This is a genomic window from Pseudomonas sp. JV449 (assembly GCF_032424295.1).
In the GTDB taxonomy this organism is placed as follows: domain Bacteria; phylum Pseudomonadota; class Gammaproteobacteria; order Pseudomonadales; family Pseudomonadaceae; genus Aquipseudomonas; species Aquipseudomonas marginalis.
On the sequence record NZ_VYKD01000028.1, the window covers coordinates 59,513 to 76,792 of the forward strand.

Annotated in this window: 15 protein-coding genes; 5 read left to right on the forward strand and 10 right to left on the reverse strand. The window is 62.1% G+C overall.

Going from position 1 to position 17,280, the window contains the following annotated elements; genetic code table 11:
- Positions 1–2 precede the first annotated feature (2 nt).
- Entirely contained in the window at positions 3–1,154 is a 1,152-nt protein-coding gene (locus F6S08_RS24280) for an acyl-CoA dehydrogenase family protein (protein WP_065946988.1), read from the forward strand.
- An 83-nt stretch (positions 1,155–1,237) separates the two neighbouring features.
- Here F6S08_RS24280 and F6S08_RS24285 read toward each other — a convergent pair whose 3' ends face one another.
- Genes F6S08_RS24285 through F6S08_RS24305 form a run of 5 tightly spaced genes read right to left on the reverse strand, consistent with a single transcriptional unit; the run spans position 1,238 to position 5,282 of the window.
- A complete protein-coding gene (locus tag F6S08_RS24285; protein WP_315872433.1) occupies positions 1,238–2,011 on the reverse strand; it encodes an enoyl-CoA hydratase in 774 nt (257 codons plus the stop codon).
- Positions 2,012–2,022: 11 nt separating this feature from the next.
- Positions 2,023–3,150 carry an acyl-CoA dehydrogenase gene (locus F6S08_RS24290; protein WP_315872434.1) on the reverse strand — a complete coding sequence of 376 codons (1,128 nt, stop codon included), beginning with the start codon at positions 3,148–3,150 and terminating at the stop codon, positions 2,023–2,025.
- A 12-nt stretch (positions 3,151–3,162) separates the two neighbouring features.
- Positions 3,163–4,347, reverse strand: a complete 1,185-nt coding sequence (locus tag F6S08_RS24295) for an acetyl-CoA C-acyltransferase (protein ID WP_137212311.1) — start codon at positions 4,345–4,347, stop codon at positions 3,163–3,165.
- A gap of 12 nt (positions 4,348–4,359) precedes the next feature.
- Positions 4,360–5,127, reverse strand: coding sequence for an SDR family NAD(P)-dependent oxidoreductase (locus F6S08_RS24300; RefSeq protein WP_065927520.1), 768 nt, complete (start codon positions 5,125–5,127; stop codon positions 4,360–4,362).
- Positions 5,127–5,282 (reverse strand): hypothetical protein, encoded by a 156-nt coding sequence (locus F6S08_RS24305; protein ID WP_159440246.1) that lies wholly within the window; start codon positions 5,280–5,282, stop codon positions 5,127–5,129. Before F6S08_RS24305 ends, F6S08_RS24300 begins: the two co-directional genes overlap by 1 nt.
- A gap of 45 nt (positions 5,283–5,327) precedes the next feature.
- Here F6S08_RS24305 and F6S08_RS24310 point away from each other — a divergent pair, with 45 nt between their 5' ends.
- The 4 genes from F6S08_RS24310 to F6S08_RS24325 all read left to right on the forward strand — a co-directional run bounded on the left by F6S08_RS24310 (position 5,328) and on the right by F6S08_RS24325 (position 10,632).
- Positions 5,328–6,221, forward strand: coding sequence for a bestrophin family protein (locus F6S08_RS24310; protein WP_315872529.1), 894 nt, complete (start codon positions 5,328–5,330; stop codon positions 6,219–6,221).
- Positions 6,222–6,292: 71 nt separating this feature from the next.
- Positions 6,293–7,351, forward strand: coding sequence for a tetratricopeptide repeat protein (locus tag F6S08_RS24315; protein ID WP_065927518.1), 1,059 nt, complete (start codon positions 6,293–6,295; stop codon positions 7,349–7,351).
- A 111-nt stretch (positions 7,352–7,462) separates the two neighbouring features.
- A complete protein-coding gene (locus tag F6S08_RS24320) occupies positions 7,463–8,965 on the forward strand; it encodes an ATPase domain-containing protein (protein WP_027605874.1) in 1,503 nt (500 codons plus the stop codon).
- A complete protein-coding gene (locus F6S08_RS24325; protein WP_065927517.1) occupies positions 8,962–10,632 on the forward strand; it encodes a response regulator in 1,671 nt (556 codons plus the stop codon). Before F6S08_RS24320 ends, F6S08_RS24325 begins: the two co-directional genes overlap by 4 nt.
- 62 nt (positions 10,633–10,694) lie before the next feature.
- Here the strand turns inward: F6S08_RS24325 and F6S08_RS24330 are convergent, their stop codons facing one another.
- From F6S08_RS24330 to F6S08_RS24350, 5 genes are all read right to left on the reverse strand, one after another.
- Positions 10,695–11,072 carry a response regulator gene (locus F6S08_RS24330; RefSeq protein ID WP_057703059.1) on the reverse strand — a complete coding sequence of 126 codons (378 nt, stop codon included), beginning with the start codon at positions 11,070–11,072 and terminating at the stop codon, positions 10,695–10,697.
- A 78-nt stretch (positions 11,073–11,150) separates the two neighbouring features.
- On the reverse strand, positions 11,151–12,344 hold the full coding sequence (locus tag F6S08_RS24335; RefSeq protein ID WP_065927516.1) for a hybrid sensor histidine kinase/response regulator: 1,194 nt from the start codon (positions 12,342–12,344) through the stop codon (positions 11,151–11,153).
- The gene (locus F6S08_RS24340) at positions 12,338–12,937 is read right to left on the reverse strand and encodes a chemotaxis protein CheB (protein WP_065946981.1); all 600 of its coding nucleotides are present in this window, start codon (positions 12,935–12,937) and stop codon (positions 12,338–12,340) included. Before F6S08_RS24340 ends, F6S08_RS24335 begins: the two co-directional genes overlap by 7 nt.
- Entirely contained in the window at positions 12,934–13,764 is an 831-nt protein-coding gene (locus F6S08_RS24345; protein ID WP_176719685.1) for a CheR family methyltransferase, read from the reverse strand. Before F6S08_RS24345 ends, F6S08_RS24340 begins: the two co-directional genes overlap by 4 nt.
- Positions 13,765–17,262 (reverse strand): response regulator, encoded by a 3,498-nt coding sequence (locus F6S08_RS24350; RefSeq protein WP_315872435.1) that lies wholly within the window; start codon positions 17,260–17,262, stop codon positions 13,765–13,767.
- Between the last annotated feature and the right edge of the window lie 18 nt (positions 17,263–17,280).

Below are 17,280 nucleotides of genomic sequence, written 5' to 3' on the forward strand. Positions count from 1 at the left end.
CCATGCAAGACATTGAATACACTGAAGAACAGGTAATGATCCGTGACATGGCGCGCGACTTCGCCCGTGGTGAAATCGCTCCCCATGCCCAAGCCTGGGAAAAAGCCGGCTGGATCGACGACGCCCTGGTGGCGAAGATGGGTGAACTGGGCCTGTTGGGCATGGTAGTGCCGGAAGAATGGGGCGGCACCTATGTCGACTACGTGGCGTATGCCCTGGCCGTGGAAGAGATCTCGGCCGGCGATGGCGCCACCGGCGCACTGATGAGTATCCATAATTCAGTGGGTTGCGGGCCAATCCTCAACTACGGCACCGATGCCCAGAAACACACCTGGCTGGCCGACCTTGCCAGTGGCCAGGCGATTGGCTGCTTCTGCCTGACCGAACCCCAGGCCGGCTCCGAGGCCCACAACCTGCGCACCCGCGCCGAATTGCGCGATGGCCAGTGGGTGATCAATGGCGCCAAGCAGTTCGTCAGCAACGGCAAGCGCGCCAAGCTGGCGATTGTATTTGCCGTGACCGACCCGGACCTGGGCAAGAAGGGCATTTCCGCGTTCCTGGTACCCACCGACACCCCGGGGTTTGTGGTCGACCGTACCGAACACAAGATGGGTATTCGTGCCTCGGACACCTGCGCCGTGACCCTCAACCACTGCAGCGTGCCCGAGGCCAACCTGCTCGGCGAGCGCGGCAAAGGCCTGGCCATCGCCCTGTCCAACCTCGAAGGCGGCCGCATCGGCATTGCCGCCCAAGCCCTGGGCATCGCCCGTGCGGCCTTCGAGGCGGCGCTGACCTATGCCCGCGACCGGGTGCAATTCGACAAGGCGATCATCGAACACCAAAGCGTGGCCAACCTGCTGGCAGACATGCAAACCCGCCTGAACGCTGCCCGTTTACTGATCCTGCACGCGGCGCGCCTGCGCAGCGCTGGCAAGCCGTGCCTCTCGGAAGCGTCCCAGGCCAAGCTGTTCGCCTCGGAAATGGCCGAGAAAGTCTGCTCCAGCGCAATGCAGATTCATGGCGGCTATGGATATTTGGAGGATTACCCGGTGGAGCGTTACTACCGGGACGCGCGGATCACGCAGATTTACGAAGGGACCAGCGAGATACAGCGGATGGTCATTGCCCGGGAACTCAAAAACTACCAGCTGTAGGAGCTGCAAGTCTTAAGCTGCAAGCTTCAAGTAAAAGCGCATTGGCGATTACTTGCAGCTTGCAGCTATACAGCTGGCAACGGCTACTTATCCTTGAACTCAGGCGCACGCTTGGCCACAAACGCCGCCATGCCTTCCTTCTGATCCTGCGTGGCGAACGCGGCATGGAACACCCGGCGCTCAAAGCGCACGCCTTCCGACAGGCTCACTTCAAACGCACGGTTCACACTTTCCTTGACCATCATGCTGATCGGCACCGATTTGCCGGCAATCAGCGTGGCGACCTTCAGCGCCTCGTCGAGCAGTTCATCGGCGGGCACGATGCGCGCGACAATCCCGCAGCGCTCGGCTTCCACCGCATCGATAAACCGTCCGGTCAGGCACATTTCCATGGCCTTGGCCTTGCCCACCGCGCGGGTCAGGCGCTGGGTGCCGCCCATGCCCGGCAGCACGCCGAGGTTGATTTCCGGCTGACCGAACTTGGCGCCGTCACCGGCCAGGATAAAGTCGCACATCAGCGCCAGTTCGCAGCCACCGCCGAGGGCGAAGCCGTTGACCGCGGCGATGATCGGCTTGCGACGGTTGGCGATGCGGTCGCTGTCACTGAACAGGTCGTCGAGGTAGATCTGCGGGTAGGTCAGCTCGGCCATTTCCTTGATGTCGGCGCCGGCGGCGAAGGCTTTTTTCGAGCCGGCCAGCACGATGCAGCCGATTTCCGGGTTGGCCTCCAGGCCATCCAGCGCCTGGTTCAACTCGCTGACCAACTGCGCATTCAGGGCGTTCAGGGCTTGGGGACGGTTGAGGGTAATCAACCCGACGCGGCCCTGGACTTCGAGCAAAATGGTGTCGTAACTCATGTATCGGCTCCTTAGAGATTGCGTGAGATGACCATGCGTTGAATATCGCTGGTGCCTTCGTAAATCTGGCAGACCCGCACATCGCGGTAGATCCGCTCCAGGGGAAAGTCGCTCAGGTAACCGTAACCGCCGAGGGTTTGCAAGGCGGCGGAACAGACTTTCTCAGCCATTTCCGAGGCGAACAGCTTGGCCATGGAAGCTTCGACCAACGCCGGCTTGCCGCTGTCCCGCAGGGCGGCGGCGTAGTGCACCATCTGCCGTGCCACGGCGATTTGCGTGGCCATGTCCGCCAGGCGAAAGGCCACGGCCTGATGCTCAATGATCGGTTTGCCGAAGCTTTCACGCTCTCGGGCGTAGTCGCGTGCAGCCTCGAAAGCGGCGCGGGCCATGCCCACCGATTGCGAGGCGATGCCGACGCGACCGCCTTCAAGGTTGGCCAGGGCGATCCTGTAGCCCTCGCCCTCCTCCCCAAGACGGTTGGCCACTGGCACCTTTACATCCTCGAACAGGATCTGGCAGGTATCGGAGGCATGCTGGCCGAGCTTGTCCTCGACCCGCGCCACGCTGTAGCCCGGCGAATCGGTGGGCACGATAAACGCGCTGATGCCACGCTTGCCCGCTGCCGGGTCGGTCACCGCGAACACAATCACCACCCCGGCATTCTGGCCGGAAGTGATGAACTGTTTGCAGCCATTGAGCACGTAATGATCGCCTTCACGCCGTGCACGGGTTTTCAGGCCACTGGCATCCGAACCGGCTTGTGGCTCAGTCAGGGCGAAAGCACCGAGCATGGCGCCGCTGGCCAGGGGCTGGAGGAATTGCTCTTTCTGCTGATCGTTGCCGAAGTTCAGGATCGGCACGCAGCCCACCGAGTTGTGCACACTCATGATGGTGGAGCAGGCGCCGTCACCGGCGGCGATTTCTTCCAGGGCCATGGCGTAGGCCAGGTAACCGGTATCGCACCCGCCCCACTGTTCGGGCACCAGCATGCCGAAAAAGCCCAGTTCGGCCATTTCGCCGATGGCTTCCTTGGGAAAGCGATGTTCGCGGTCCCACTCGGCGGCAAACGGTTTAAGCCGCTCCTGGGCAAATTGCCGGGCGGCGTCGCTGATCTGCAGTTGTTCGTCATTGGGCAGCATTGGGCTCAGTCCTTAATACAGGCATTCGACGGCCATGGCCGTGGCTTCACCGCCGCCGATACAAATGGCCGCGACGCCCCGCTTGAGGCCTTTCTGGCGCAGGGCCGAGAGCAGGGTGACCAGGATCCGCGCGCCGGACGCGCCAATCGGGTGGCCCAGGGCGCAGGCACCGCCGTGGACATTGACCTTGGCGTGGGGGATTTCCAGCTTGCTCATGGTCACCAGGCTGACCACGGCAAAGGCTTCGTTGATTTCAAACAGATCGACGTCGTCGAGGCTCCAGCCGGTCTTGCTCATCAGCTTGCGAATCGCGCCCACCGGCGCCACCGGAAACAACCCCGGTTCATCGGCAAACGCTGCGTGCCCATGGATCACCGCCAACGGTTTGAGCCCCCGCTGTTGTGCCTCGGACTCGCGCATCAGCAGCAATGCGGCCGCGCCGTCGGAAATCGAGCTGGAATTGGCCGCCGTCACCGTGCCGCCTTCGCGGAACGCCGGTTTGAGGCCGGGAATTTTTTCCGGCCTGGCCTTGGGCGGTTGTTCGTCATGCAGGATGGTTTTCTGCTCTTTGCCGACGGTGACCTGTACCGGGACAATTTCGGCGGCGAAGCTGCCATGGGTGATTGCCTCCTGCGCACGGGTCAGCGACGCGATGGCAAACGCATCCTGCGCCTCACGGCTGAAGCCGTTGAGCTGCGCGCACTCCTCGGCAAAGGTGCCCATCAGGCGGCCTTTTTCATACGCATCTTCCAGGCCGTCGAGGAACATGTGGTCGATGACCCGCCCGTGCCCCATGCGATAGCCGCTGCGGGCGCGGTCCAGCAGGTAGGGCGCGTTGGACATGCTTTCCATGCCGCCGGCGATCACCACGTCGACGCTGCCGGCCAGCAGCGAATCATGGGCGAGGATCGCCGCTTCCATGCCCGAGCCGCACATCTTGTTGAGGGTGGTGCAACGCGTGGACTTATCCAACCCGGCGCCCAAGGCGGCTTGACGCGCGGGCGCCTGGCCCAGGCCGGCGGGCAGCACGCACCCAAACAACACCTCATCCACGGCGTCGGCGGCGATGCCTGCACGCTCGATCGCCGCACGGATGGCGGCAGAGCCCAGTTGCGGCGCAGTCAGGCCCTTGAGGTCGCCCTGGAACCCGCCCATGGGCGTGCGCACGGCGCTGACAATCACGATGGGATCATTCATGGCTCATCCTCCTTACTTGGCCGCCATGCGCAAGGCGCCGTCGAGACGGATCACCTCGCCATTGAGCATGCTGTTTTCAATGATGTGCCGCACCAGCGCGGCGTATTCGGCAGGCTTGCCCAGGCGCGGCGGAAACGGCACGCCGGCGGCCAGGGAGTCTCGTACTTCCGGGGTCATGCCGGCCATCATCGGGGTTTCGAAAATGCCCGGGGCGATGGTCATCACGCGAATGCCGAAGCGCGCAAGCTCCCGTGCGGCGGGCAAGGTCAGGCTGGCTATCGCGCCTTTGGACGCCGCGTACGCGGCCTGCCCGATCTGCCCGTCGAACGCAGCCACCGACGCGGTATTGATGATCACCCCGCGCTCGCCGTCGGCGTTCGCTTCCGTTTCGGCGATGGCCGCTGCCGCCAGGCGCAGCAGGTTAAAGCTGCCGATCAGGTTGACGTTGATCACCTGGGCAAAGCTGGCCAGCCCGTGGGGGCCAGTCTTGCCGAGGATCTTTTCACCGCGCACCACCCCCGCGCAGTTGACCAAGCCGTGCAAACCGCCAAACGCCGCGACCGTTGCCTGCACGGCGGTTTCGGCTGCGGCCTCCTGGCTGATATCCGCCACTGCGCTGCGGGCGTTGTCGCCGAGCTGCCTGGCCTTGGCCGCCACGGCGTCGGCATTCAAATCCACCAGCATGACCTTGGCGCCGGCCGCGACCAGCATATCTGCGGTGGCCGCACCGAGGCCGGAAGCGCCGCCGCTGACCAGAAAAACCTTGTTCTCAATCTGCATTATTGTTTCCTTGAACGGTCGAGATCGTCGAAATAGTCGCTCTGCAACGCCACGGCAGCAATGGTCAAAGCCTTCAACATGGCTGACTGGTTTGGCCAATCATCGACCGCGCTGATCGTCCGGTCAGCCCAAGCGATTGGACGTGCGTCGTGCAAGCTCCTAACCTGAGGGCCTGCGCCACCGAAGAAGTCCTCCCCGCGATGATCGTACGTCCCAAACCGAACCTGCTGGGCATCCTGTTTTCCCTAAAGGGCTCGATTGCCAAGCGCATCGCCCTGCGCAGCCTGCTGGTCACGCTGCTGGCGTCGGTGATCGTGCTGGTGGAAACCCTGCACCCGGCCTATTTCTCCAAGGTCAACGCCACGCCCTTTACATTGCTCGGGCTGTCGCTGTCGATCTTCATGAGTTTTCGCAATAACGCCTGCTATGACCGCTGGTGGGAAGGCCGCAAGCAACTGGGGCAGATGATCATCGAGGTGCGCTCGCTGATTCGCGAGACCCAGGTGCTTACTGACCCGGCGGAGCGTGGGCGCCTGCTGCGGGGCCTGGGCGGCTTCGCCCACGGGCTGGTCGCGCGCTTGCGCCACGAAGACGAAGCCCGGGCGATCCAGCCCTGGGCGAGCGTGGAAGCGAGTCATCCCAACCTGCCTGACCGGGTGCTGCAACAGATTGGCGCGGGATTTTCCGCCCTGGCCGAGCAAGGCGCCCTCAGCGAATGGCGTTACACCCAGTTGGAAACCCGTCTGGTCAGCCTCAGCCAGGTACAGGCCGCGTGCGAGCGAATCAAAAGCACGCCGCTGCCCTTCCCCTACACCTTGCTGCTGCACCGCACCATTTACCTGTTCTGCATCCTCTTGCCGTTCGCCATGGCCGAACCCCTGGGCTGGCTGACGCCGGTGTTTACCGCCATTGTCAGCTACACCTTCTTCGGCCTCGATGAGATCGGCGACGACCTGGAAGACCCTTTCGGCTTTGACGAAAACGACCTGCCCTGCAATGCGATCCTGCGCACCCTGGAGCGTGAGCTGCTCGCCGCCCTCGGCGAAACCGACCTGCCGCCGGCCCTGGAGCCAGTGGAATACGTGCTGACCTGACGCGGGTTTGACACCTGCCGTGGTCTGGCCGAAGCTTGCGGCTTTGCTTCTTCAGCTTTTCGGACGCCTGCATGTCAAAGTCACGCCGTTACGCCATCGTCGGCCTGTGCGCCCTGTTGTTGATTGTGCTGATCACCTGGTATTTCTCCCGCACCGCCCAGGTGGCCGTGCCTCCTGCCATTGCCCACGGTTACTCAAAAGCCTTGAAACAGGCGCATAACGGCGAGCCGGGCGCCGCGCGCGTGCTGTATCAGCAACTGGGCCGGCCGGACCTGTCACCCGAACGCCGCGCCGCGCTGCATGCCGAATTGCCCAACTACCCCAGCCCCCAGGCCTTGAAGCTCGCCGATAAAGACCTCACCAGCGACTCCGCGTTGGTGCGCGAAGCGGCCATCCACAGCATTGTCGGCCTGGTGCCCAGCGGCCAGCGCACCCTGCTGCTGGGCCCGGTGCTCGATGATCCCGAACAAAGCGTACGCTTTGCCGCCGCCAATGCCCTGCTCGGCCTGTCGCCCGACACCTTGGGCCTGTACTTCGGGCCATTGCAGCAGGTATTGGACGAGTTCGTGAAAAAGCTCAAGGCCCAGCCGGAAACGGCCGAAGGCTGGATTCAACTGGCGCGCCTGTACATCCACAGCGCCCTGCTGCCGGAAGCGCAAAACGCCCTGGAACAGGCCATGCGCTTGCAGCCGGACAACCTGCAAGCGGTGGTCGCGCAGATCGAGTTGCTGGATAAACAGGGCAAGACCGATGAGTCCCGCCAATTGCTGGCCCGGCAATTGGCGGCGCACCCTGAGTCGGCCTACCTGCAACATGCCCTGGGTATGTGGCTGCTGCACCATGGCGAGCGCCCCTATGCCCTGCTCGGCCTGTCCAAGGCCGTGGAGCTGGAGCCGGACAATCAGGATTACCGCTACGACCTCGCTACCACCCTGCATGCCCAGCAGGAATTGGAAGCGGCCCAGCGCCAGTTGGAGGAAATCGTCCAGCGCCACCCGGCCAATCGCAAGGCCCGGGTGCTGTTGGTCAATTATTGGAAAGAAAGCGGCCAATTGCAGAATGTGCAGGTGCTGCTCGCCCAGCTCGAACAGCAAAACCCTGACGATCCGGCACTGCAGCAAGGCCTGTAGGCACAATAATCGCGCATCAGTTTGAACCGCCACAAAGCGCTACGGTCAAGAGAACATGGCGCGTCCACCTGGATGCGCATCCTCTACTCGTATGTGACCTGAGGGCACTTCTTGTCTACATCCAAAGCGTTGTTAACCGAAAAAGCAGCCATCGGCATCGAAGGTCTCGACGACATTCTTGCCGGAGGGCTATCGCGCAGCCACCTGTTCCTGCTGGAAGGTGAACCTGGCACCGGTAAAACCACGGTCGCCCTGCACTTCCTGCAGGCCGGGGCGAAAGCGGGTGAGCGAACGCTCTACATCACACTGTCCGAAACCGAGCGTGAGTTGCGCCAGGGCGCCGAGTCCCACGGTTGGGACCTGGACGACAATATTCATATCTTCGAACTGACCCCGCCGGAGAGCCTGCTGGATGCCGAGCATCAGCAGAGCCTGCTGTACTCTTCGGACCTGGAGCTGGGCGAAGCAACCCGGCAGATCTTCGAAGTGGTGGAGAGGGTCAAGCCGACCCGAGTGGTCATCGACAGCCTCTCGGAAATCCGCCTGCTCGCGCAAAGCTCGCTGCGCTATCGCCGCCAGATCCTGGCGATCAAGCATTACTTCGTGCGCTACGACGCCACCGTGCTGCTGCTCGACGACCTGACTACCGAATCACTCGACAAAACCGTGCACAGCGTGGCCCACGGGGTGATTCGCCTGGAAGAACTGACCCCCAACTACGGCGCCGAACGCCGTCGCGTGCGGGTGGTGAAATATCGCGGGCAGAAATATCGGGGTGGGTTTCACGACTTCACCATCATGCACGATGGCATTCACGTATTCCCGCGCCTGGTCGCCGCCGAGCATCGTGGCGGTTACATACGCCAGACCTTGAGCAGCGGCATTCGCGAGCTGGATGCCCTGATGGGCGGCGGCGTCGAGACCGGCTCCAGCAGCCTGATTCTCGGCCCGGCCGGTACCGGCAAATCGCTGATCTCGATGATCTTCGCCGCAGCGGCGGTAGGCCGTGGCGAAAAGGCCGCGCTGTTTATCTTCGATGAAGAACTGGGCCTGCTGTTCGAGCGCATGAACAATATGGGCATCGACCTCGCCGCCCTGCAGGCCACCGGCAACCTGCTGATCGAACAGGTGGACGCGGCCGAGTTGTCCCCCGGCGAGTTTTCCCACCGCGTGCGTCGTTGCGTGGACGAGCGCGGGATCAAGACGGTGGTCATCGACAGTATCAATGGCTACCAGGCGGCAATGCCGGAAGAAAACGCGCTGATCCTGCATATGCATGAACTGCTGCTGTACCTCAACCGCCGTGGCGCGGCGACGTTCATGACCGTCGCGCAACATGGACTGGTCGGCGACATGCAGGCTCCTGTCGACATCACTTACCTGGCCGACACCGTGATTCTGCTGCGTTATTTCGAGGCGTTGGGCAAGGTGCGCCGCGCCATCTCGATTATCAAGAAACGCACCGGCGCCCACGAGTCGACTATCCGTGAATACCGTATCAGCAGCCGTGGCATGACCGTCGGAGAACCGCTGGACAATTTCCAAGGCGTGTTGCGTGGCATTCCAACCTACATGGGCGCAGGCTCGCCTCTGCTCAAGGATGAGGGCGTGTGACCACCATTTCACCTGTATCCGAACGCGCAATCGTCCTGGCGCCCATGGGCCGTGATGGTTCGTTGGCGCTGATGATGCTCAAGGAAGCCGGCTACACCGGCATGGTTGCCAGCAGCCTGCCCGCATTGTGCGAGGCCGTGGAGCAAGGCGCCGGGATGCTTATCATCGCAGCCGAAGCCTTGCGCGGCGCGGACCTGGAGCCCCTGCTGGAATACCTTCACCAGCAGCCCGCCTGGTCCGACCTGCCCATCGTGCTGATGACCCATCACGGCGGCAGCGAGCAGAACGGTTCATCCCACCTCAGCGGCCTGCTGGGCAACGTGACGTTCCTGGAGCGCCCCTTCCACCCCGTGACGTTGATCAGCCTGGTGAGCGCGGCCCTGCGTGGACGGCGTCGGCAATATGAAGCACGGGACAGGTTGATCGACCTGAGCGAGAGCGAACTGCGCCTGCAGCGCACCCTTGAGACCCTGGAGCAGCAAGTCGAGGAACGCACGGCGCAGTTGCGCAGCAATGAAGAAGCCTTGCGCCAATCCCAGAAGATGGAAGCCGTCGGCCAGTTGACCGGCGGTATCGCCCATGACTTCAACAACATGCTCACCGGTATTATCGGCAGCCTGGAGCTGCTGCGAAGGCGTGTGTCCCGCGGCAAGCTGGACGATCTGGACAGCCTGATCGACCTCGGCGTGACCTCCGCCAACCGTGCCGCCGGCCTCACCCACCGCCTGCTGGCGTTCTCGCGGCGCCAGTCGCTGGACTCCAAGCCGGTACAGATCAACCAGCTGGTGACCTCCATGGGCGAGCTGCTGCAACGCAGCCTCAACGAAAGCATCGCCTTGGACATGCGCCTGGACACTCAGTTGTGGACCGCCGAGGCCGACCCCAATCAACTGGAAAGTGCCCTGCTCAACCTGGCGCTCAACGCCCGGGATGCCATGCCGAGTGGGGGCCGCCTGGTTGTCGAAACCTGCAACCGCCACCTCGACAGCGTCTTCACCGCCGCCTACGGCACGCTCAAGCCCGGCGACTACGTGGAACTGAGCGTCAGCGACACCGGCTGCGGTATTCCGGAAAGCCTCATGGGCCGGGTATTCGACCCCTTCTTTACCACCAAGCCCATTGGCCAGGGCACCGGCCTGGGCTTGTCGATGATCTACGGTTTCGCGCGCCAGTCGCGCGGCCATGTAACCCTCCACAGCGAGGTAGGCAAAGGCACCACGGTGAGCCTGTTCCTGCCGCGTTTCGTCGGCGAAATCACCCCCGATGTGACCGTGGACCCTGCCCTGTTGCCGATCGCCAACAGCGGGGAAACCGTGCTGATCGTCGAGGACGACCCGGCGGTGCGCGTGCTGGTCAGCCAGGTATTGAGTGAGCTGGGCTACGCCTTTGTCGAAGCGGGCGATGCCGATGGCGCACTGCCGATTATCGAATCCAGCCAGCGCATTGACCTGATGATCAGCGACGTCGGCTTGCCCGGCATGAATGGACGCCAACTGGCAGAGATAGGCCGGCAGGTTCGTCCGGACCTGAAGGTGCTGTTCATTACCGGATATGCCGAGCATGCGGCGGTGCGTGGGGGGTTCCTGGATCCGGGGATGCAGTTGATCACCAAGCCATTTACCTTTGATTTGTTGACGGCGAAGGTGCGGGAGATGATTCGGGCGTAAATGGCCATTAGCCAAGCAGTGTCATTCAGGCTCAGGAAGAGCCTGATGCACCACCTGGCCCTTCAGGCCAACAACCGCTGTATATGCTCCTGCAAGGTATCCAGGTCAAACGGCTTGGCCAGGATCGGCGCATTGCGCGTGATCGGGCTGTTGCAGTCGAGAATCTCCTGCGGGTAGCCGCTGATAAAGATCACTTTCAATTCCGGGCGCAACTTGAGCGCGGGCTCAGCGATCTGCACGCCGGAAATCCCACCGGGCAAACGGTAGTCGGTGACCATCAGGTCCAAGTGCGGCTTGGTGGCGAGGATTTCAAAGGCCTGCTCCCCGTTGATCGCCTTCAATACCCGATACCCCAGGCCGGCCAGGTACTCACCCAGCACAAACATAATGGATTCGTCGTCCTCGACGATCAGTACGACATCTTGTGCATCTTCACTCATGGGAAGCCTTTGTCCGGTCAATTGCTGCAATTACGACCATGGGGTCACGTAGAGGTTGCGTCGGGGTGACGATTGATTTCATGCCGATGGTTCAAGGGGCAGGCACACCCGGAACAAGGCGCCCTCGCCTATCTGGCTCTCGACCTCGATGGTGCCGCCATGGGCGGCTACGATCTGCTCGGAAATAAACAACCCAAGGCCCAGTCCCGCGGCAACCTGGCTGGCTGACACACGTTCGAACTGCTGGAAAATACGCTTCTGGTTCTCTTCGCTGATGCCGATCCCGTGGTCACGCACTTCTACCCTGGCTTCGCCATGCTCGGTATACACGCGCACCTCCACCGGGCTCTTGGCCCCGTAGCGCAGGGCGTTGGTCAGCAGGTTGGTGACCACCTGTTCGATACGAAACTCATCCCAGTTGCCCACCACCGGCCCCTCGGCCGCGAGGTGCATCGACGATTCGGCGGCAGCCACCTGCGGTGCGAAATTCTCCACCAGGTTGCTCACCAATTGCGCCAGGTCGAAGCGCCCCGGGCGTATCGACAGTTTGCCGGTGCGGATACGCGAGACGTCGAGCATGTCTTCGATCAGGCGGATCAGGCTCTGGATCTGGCGCTCATCGCGGTCGACCATGGCGTGCATCTTGTCCAGGGTGAACGCGGCGGCGTTATCCCGGGCCAGGTGCATCTTGCGCAGCTGGGTTTCGAGAATCAGGCCGTTAAGGGGCGTACGCACCTCGTGGGCGACGATCGACATGAAGTCGTCGCGCATGCGCACTGCCTGCTCCAGCTCGGCCTGGGTGGCCTGCAGGCGCGTGAGCAACAGCTCCTGCTCGCGGCGGCTGCGCTCCAGGGCTTCGACTTGCTGCTTCATCGCCTTGCTCTGACGGTACAGGTCGACAAACACATTGACCTTGCTCTTGACCGCGTGGATATCCAGCGGCTTGTGCAGGAAGTCCACGGCGCCACTTTCATAGCCCTTGAACGCATAATTGAGTTCACGGCCGGCGGCGCTGACGAACACAATCGGAATGTTTTTGGTTTTCTCGGTGCCGCGCATCAGCTCGGCCAGTTCGAACCCGTTCATGCCGGGCATCTGCACATCGAGAATCGCCATGGCGAACTCGTGCTCCAGCAACAGGGACAAGGCCTCATCGGCGCTCAAAGCCTTGAAGACCTGACGGTCCTCGCGCTTGATCAACGCTTCGAGGGCCAGCAGGTTTTCCGGCAGATCGTCGACGATCAGCAGTTTGGCCTGGACAGTACTTAACATGGGGAGGATTCCAGGGAAGCCAGCAATGCGGCAATGCGGCTCAGGGTCAGAATATGATCAGGGGTGTGCAGGGCCAGGGCCGCCCGCGGCATCACGGCAATCCGCGCTTCGCTGGGGTCCTGGACCACCGTGGTGCCGCCCGAATGCTTGACATGGGCCAGCCCGTGGGCGCCGTCCTGGTTGGCCCCCGTCAACAAAATCGCCAGCAGGCCCTGGCCATAGGCATCGGCGGCGGAGGCAAACAGGTAGTCGATCGCCGGCCGGGAATGGTGTACCCGCTCTTCCTGGCTGAGGGACAGGCTGCGGTCATGCTCGACCGAAAGGTGATAACCAGGCCCGGCGAAATACAACGTGCCCGCCTGGATCGCTTCCTTGTCCTGCCCTTCCCGTACCGGAATCGGCAGGCGTCGCGCAAAGACTTCCGCCAGTTGGCTGCGGCGCTCATCCGGCAGGTGCAATACGGCTATGATCGGCAGGCCGAAGGTGTCGGGCAGTTCGCTGAAAATACTCAGCAACGCCTCGACGCCGCCGGCGGAGGCGCCGACGACGATGGCTTCAATCCCGCGAATCGGGTTGGCGGCAACGTCGTTCATGATTTGCGGTAGATCCGTTCCTGCTTGACCAAGGGTTCGAATTGCTTGCTGTAGGCGGAAAAGTCCAGGGTTTCCTTACTGCCCAGGACCAGGAAGCCGCGATGGCACAGCGACTCATGAAACAATCCAAACGCCCGATCCTGCAATTTTTTATTGAAATAGATCAGCACGTTACGACATGAAATTAATTGAGTTTCTGAGAATACACTGTCGGTTGCCAGGCTATGGTCGGCGAAGGTCACATTCTCCCGCAACGATTTGTCGAAGATCGCGTAATCGTAAGCCGCCGTGTAGTAGTCGGCAAATGATCGCTGCCCCCCGGCCTGCTGATAATTGGCGGTGTAGGCCCGCACATTCTCCAGGGAGAAGATGCCTTGCTTGGCTTTATCCAGGGACGCGGGGTTGATGTCGGTGGCATAGATGATCGTGCGTTCCAGCAGCCCTTCCTCACGCAACAGGATGGCCATGGAGTACACCTCCTCCCCCGTGCTGCAGCCGGCAATCCAGATCTTGATCGACGGGTAGGTCTTGAGCAGGGGCACCACTTCCTGACGGATCGCCAGGAAGTGCGACGGGTCGCGAAACATCTCGCTCACCGGGATCGTCAGGAACTGCAGCAACTGCATGAACGCCGCCGGGTCGTGCAGCACCCGCTCCTGCAGCGCTGAAATCGTGGCGCAGTCGAACTGGCGCAAGGCATGGGCCACGCGGCGTTTGACCGACGCGCCGGAGTAGTCGCGAAAGTCGTAGCTGTACTTGAGGTAAATCGCCTCGATCAACAGGCGCAGCTCAATATCGCTGTTCTTCTCCAAAAAACGTTGCTCCACTTAAATGCGTTCCATCTTCGGTAGCCACACGCGAATCAGCGAGAACAGGCGATCCAGGTCGATCGGCTTGGCCAGGTAGTCGTTGGAACCCGCCGCGAGGCAGCGCTCCTGGTCGTCTTTCATGGCCTTGGCCGTCACCGCGATGATCGGCAGTTTCTTCCAGCGCGGGTCCTGGCGGATCAAGGCGGTGGCCTCGTAGCCGTCCATCTCCGGCATCATCACGTCCATCAGCACCAGGTCGATATCGTCGACTTCATTGAGTCTCTCGATGGCTTCGCGGCCGTTACGCCCGATCACCACCACGGCACCTTTGTGCTCCAGGGCGCTGGTCAGGGCGAAGATGTTACGCACATCGTCGTCCACCAACAGGATCTTGCGCCCTTCGAAGACCTTGTCGCGGCTGCGAGCGGTCTTGAGCATCTTCTGGCGGTCATGGGACAGCTGGGATTCGACTTTGTGCAGAAAGAGTGTGACTTCATCGAGCAGGCGCTCTGGCGAGCGGGCGCCCTTGATGATGATCGAGCGCGAATACTTGCGCAGTTCGGCCTCTTCATCGCGGGTCAGGTTGCGCCCGGTGTAGACGATCACCGGCGGGAACGAGCAGATATCTTCGGTGGCCATGCGCTTGAGCAACTCGTTGCCCAGCATGTCCGGCAGCTTGAGGTCGATGATCATGCAGTCATAGACGTTGGTGCGCAGCAGTTCCAGGGCGGCCTGGGCATAGCCGACATCGGTGATCTCGATGTCATCGTCGCCGATCAGGCGGGCAATGCTGTCGCGCTGCAGGTCATCGTCCTCCACCAGCAGTACGCGCTTGACCTTCTGGGTCAGCTTGGCCTCAAGGCGCGCAAACACGTCCTTGAGCTCTTCGCGCGTCGTCGGTTTTACCGCATAGCCGATGGCGCCCATATGCATGGCGGCTTCGACACGGTCCTCCACGGAAATCACGTGCACCGGGATATGGCGCGTGTTGGCGTGCTCCTTGAGGCGTTGCAGCACGGTGAGCCCGGAATGGTCCGGCAGGCGCATGTCCAGCAGGATCGCATCGGGAATGTACTCCTCGGCCAGGCTGTAGCCCTCGTCCGCGCCGTGGGCCACCAGGCACTGGTAACCCAGCTCATGGGCCAGGTCGAACAGGATGCGGGCAAAGTTCGGTTCGTCCTCCACCACCAGGATGCAGCGGGTGGTGAACGGCGCCTTGTCGCGGTCATCGGCGAAGCGCGGGATCTGCCTGGTGTCGGCCACCGGCAGCGGCGAAATTGCGATGGGCGTGGGTGCGGGTGCGGTAATCACCTGGCGCGGCGGCTCGATTGGCGCGGCATCTTCCTCGCGTTCGACATACTGCTCCGGCAACACCAGGGTGAAGGTGCTGCCTTTGCCGGGCTCACTGGTCACGCTGATATAGCCGCCAAGCAACGCGGCCAGGTCGCGGGAAATCGACAGGCCCAGGCCAGTGCCGCCGTAACGGCGGTTGGTGGTGCCATCGGCCTGGCGGAACGCCTCGAAGATGCTTTCCTGCTGGTCCGGGGCAATCCCGATGCCCGAATCGCGCACGGTAAAGGCGATGCCTTCCCCCGGCGCGCGGGACACCGACAGGCTGACCTCGCCTTGCTCGGTGAACTTGATCGCGTTGGAGAGCAGGTTCTTGAGGATCTGCTCCAGGCGCTGGCGGTCGGTGAACAGCATGATCGGTGCATCGGCCTGCACCTGTACCTGAAACCCCAGCTTACGGTCGGCGGCCAACGGCTCGAACATCCCGCGCAGGCCATCGACCAGGCGCGTGACGCTTGAATTTTCCGGCCGCACTTCCAACTTGCCGGCTTCCACCTTGGAAATATCCAGGATGTCGTTGATCAGGTTGAGCAGGTCATTGCCCGCCGAATAGATCGACTCGGCAAACTTGACCTGTTCGGCGTTGAGGTTTTCCTGGGGGTTTTCCGCCAGCAACTTGGCCAGGATCAACGAACTGTTCAGCGGCGTGCGCAGTTCGTGGGACATATTGGCGAGGAATTCGGACTTGTACTTGCTGGAGCGCTGCAATTCATCGGCGCGATCTTCCAGCTCCAGCTGGGCCTGGTTGAGTTCGACGTTCTTGCGGTCCATGGCGTCGCGCTGTTCGGCCAGGGTCTGGGTCTGTTCGGCCAGTTGCTCGTTGGTCTGCTCCAGCTCTGCCTGCTGGGTTTCCAGGTGAGCCTGAGACTCCTTGAGAATGCGCGACTGTTCTTCGAGTTCTTCGTTGGCGGTCTTGAGTTCTTCCTGCTGGACCTGCAGTTCTTCGTTGAGCTGCTGGGTTTCGGCCAGCACTTCCTGCAGGCGTTGGCGATAACGGGCGGCTTCGATGGAGGTGCCGATATTGCCGGCGATCAGCTCCAGCAGTTCGACGTCGCGCTCCTCCAGCGGGCGCAAAAAGCCCAGTTCGATCACACCGTTGACACGGTCGTCATCGCTGGTGGGAACCACCAGCACGCTGCGGGTCGAGCCTTCCCCCAGGCCGGAGCTGACCTTGAAGTAGTCCACCGGCACGTCGTCCAGGCGAATCAGGCGATCGAGCTGGGCGGCCTGCCCGACGATGCCCTCATCGCTGTAGATCGACTGCTCCAGCTGTTCCTGCTCGCGGGAGAAACCATAGGTGGCCACGCGCTTGAGGCCGCCGTGCTCTTCGCGGACATACAGCGCCGCCACCGCCGAGCCCATGTACTGGGCAAAGAACTGCAGGATATTGCGTCCGAGCATGTTCAGGGTAAGTTGGCCGAGCACTTGTTCGGCCAGTTCGGTCTGGCCGTTACGCAGCCATGCCTGTCGCTCCAGGCGCTGCGCGATCTTCTGTTGTGACGCGAGGTTTGCGCTGTAACTATCTGACAGGGAAAGTAAATTTTTTCTACCGATATACGCCAGGATCCCGCTCAGGCCGAGAACGAACAACAGATAGAGGGTGACGCTGATCACCGTGGTGCGCGTGACTTGTTCGTTGCGAGTGATCCGGAACTGCTGCTCCATCGCCACCGCGTCCTCGTATTCCTTGCGAATTTCGTCGGTCAGGCGCTTGCCCCGGCCGGACTTGACGGCGTTGCGGTAGTCACCGCTTTCGCGCTGCAGGTCGATCATCGACTGGGCGTATTTGTTCCATTCGGCTTGCAGGGCTTCCAGGCGTTTCAGGCGGTCCACCTGTTGCGGGTTGTCCGCCACCAGCTCCTGCAAGTTACGCAGGTCGGCAATGATGCGCGGCTTGGCCACTTCGTACGGGTCGAGGAAGTGCTCGTCCCCGGTGATCAGGAAACCACGCATGCCGGTTTCAAGATCGACGGTCAGCTTGGACGACTCGTTGAGGTTGTTGATGACCCGGTCCGTGTGTTCCACCCACTGGATCACCGCGAGCAAATAGGTGATCAGACAGACGAAAAACACCGCGCTGAGCACGCCCACACCCAGGGGCAATGCCACGTTTCGGCTGAGCAGTGTACGAAAGCTCTTTTCATCGACGGACGACGCGGGAGTCATGGGCATGCCTTGGCCAAA

Excerpts from the sequence above, each read along its gene's own strand:
- F6S08_RS24315 (WP_065927518.1), top strand. The coding sequence starts at position 6,293 with ATGTCAAAGTCACGCCGTTACGCCATCGTCGGCCTGTGCGCCCTGTTG.
- F6S08_RS24290 (WP_315872434.1), bottom strand. The coding sequence starts at position 3,150 with ATGCTGCCCAATGACGAACAACTGCAGATCAGCGACGCCGCCCGGCAA.
- F6S08_RS24340 (WP_065946981.1), bottom strand. The coding sequence starts at position 12,937 with ATGAACGACGTTGCCGCCAACCCGATTCGCGGGATTGAAGCCATCGTC.
- F6S08_RS24350 (WP_315872435.1), bottom strand. The coding sequence starts at position 17,262 with ATGACTCCCGCGTCGTCCGTCGATGAAAAGAGCTTTCGTACACTGCTC.
- F6S08_RS24300 (WP_065927520.1), bottom strand. The coding sequence starts at position 5,127 with ATGCAGATTGAGAACAAGGTTTTTCTGGTCAGCGGCGGCGCTTCCGGC.
- F6S08_RS24335 (WP_065927516.1), bottom strand. The coding sequence starts at position 12,344 with ATGTTAAGTACTGTCCAGGCCAAACTGCTGATCGTCGACGATCTGCCG.
- F6S08_RS24330 (WP_057703059.1), bottom strand. The coding sequence starts at position 11,072 with ATGAGTGAAGATGCACAAGATGTCGTACTGATCGTCGAGGACGACGAA.
- F6S08_RS24295 (WP_137212311.1), bottom strand. The coding sequence starts at position 4,347 with ATGAATGATCCCATCGTGATTGTCAGCGCCGTGCGCACGCCCATGGGC.
- F6S08_RS24310 (WP_315872529.1), top strand. The coding sequence starts at position 5,328 with ATGATCGTACGTCCCAAACCGAACCTGCTGGGCATCCTGTTTTCCCTA.
- F6S08_RS24280 (WP_065946988.1), top strand. The coding sequence starts at position 3 with ATGCAAGACATTGAATACACTGAAGAACAGGTAATGATCCGTGACATG.
- F6S08_RS24285 (WP_315872433.1), bottom strand. The coding sequence starts at position 2,011 with ATGAGTTACGACACCATTTTGCTCGAAGTCCAGGGCCGCGTCGGGTTG.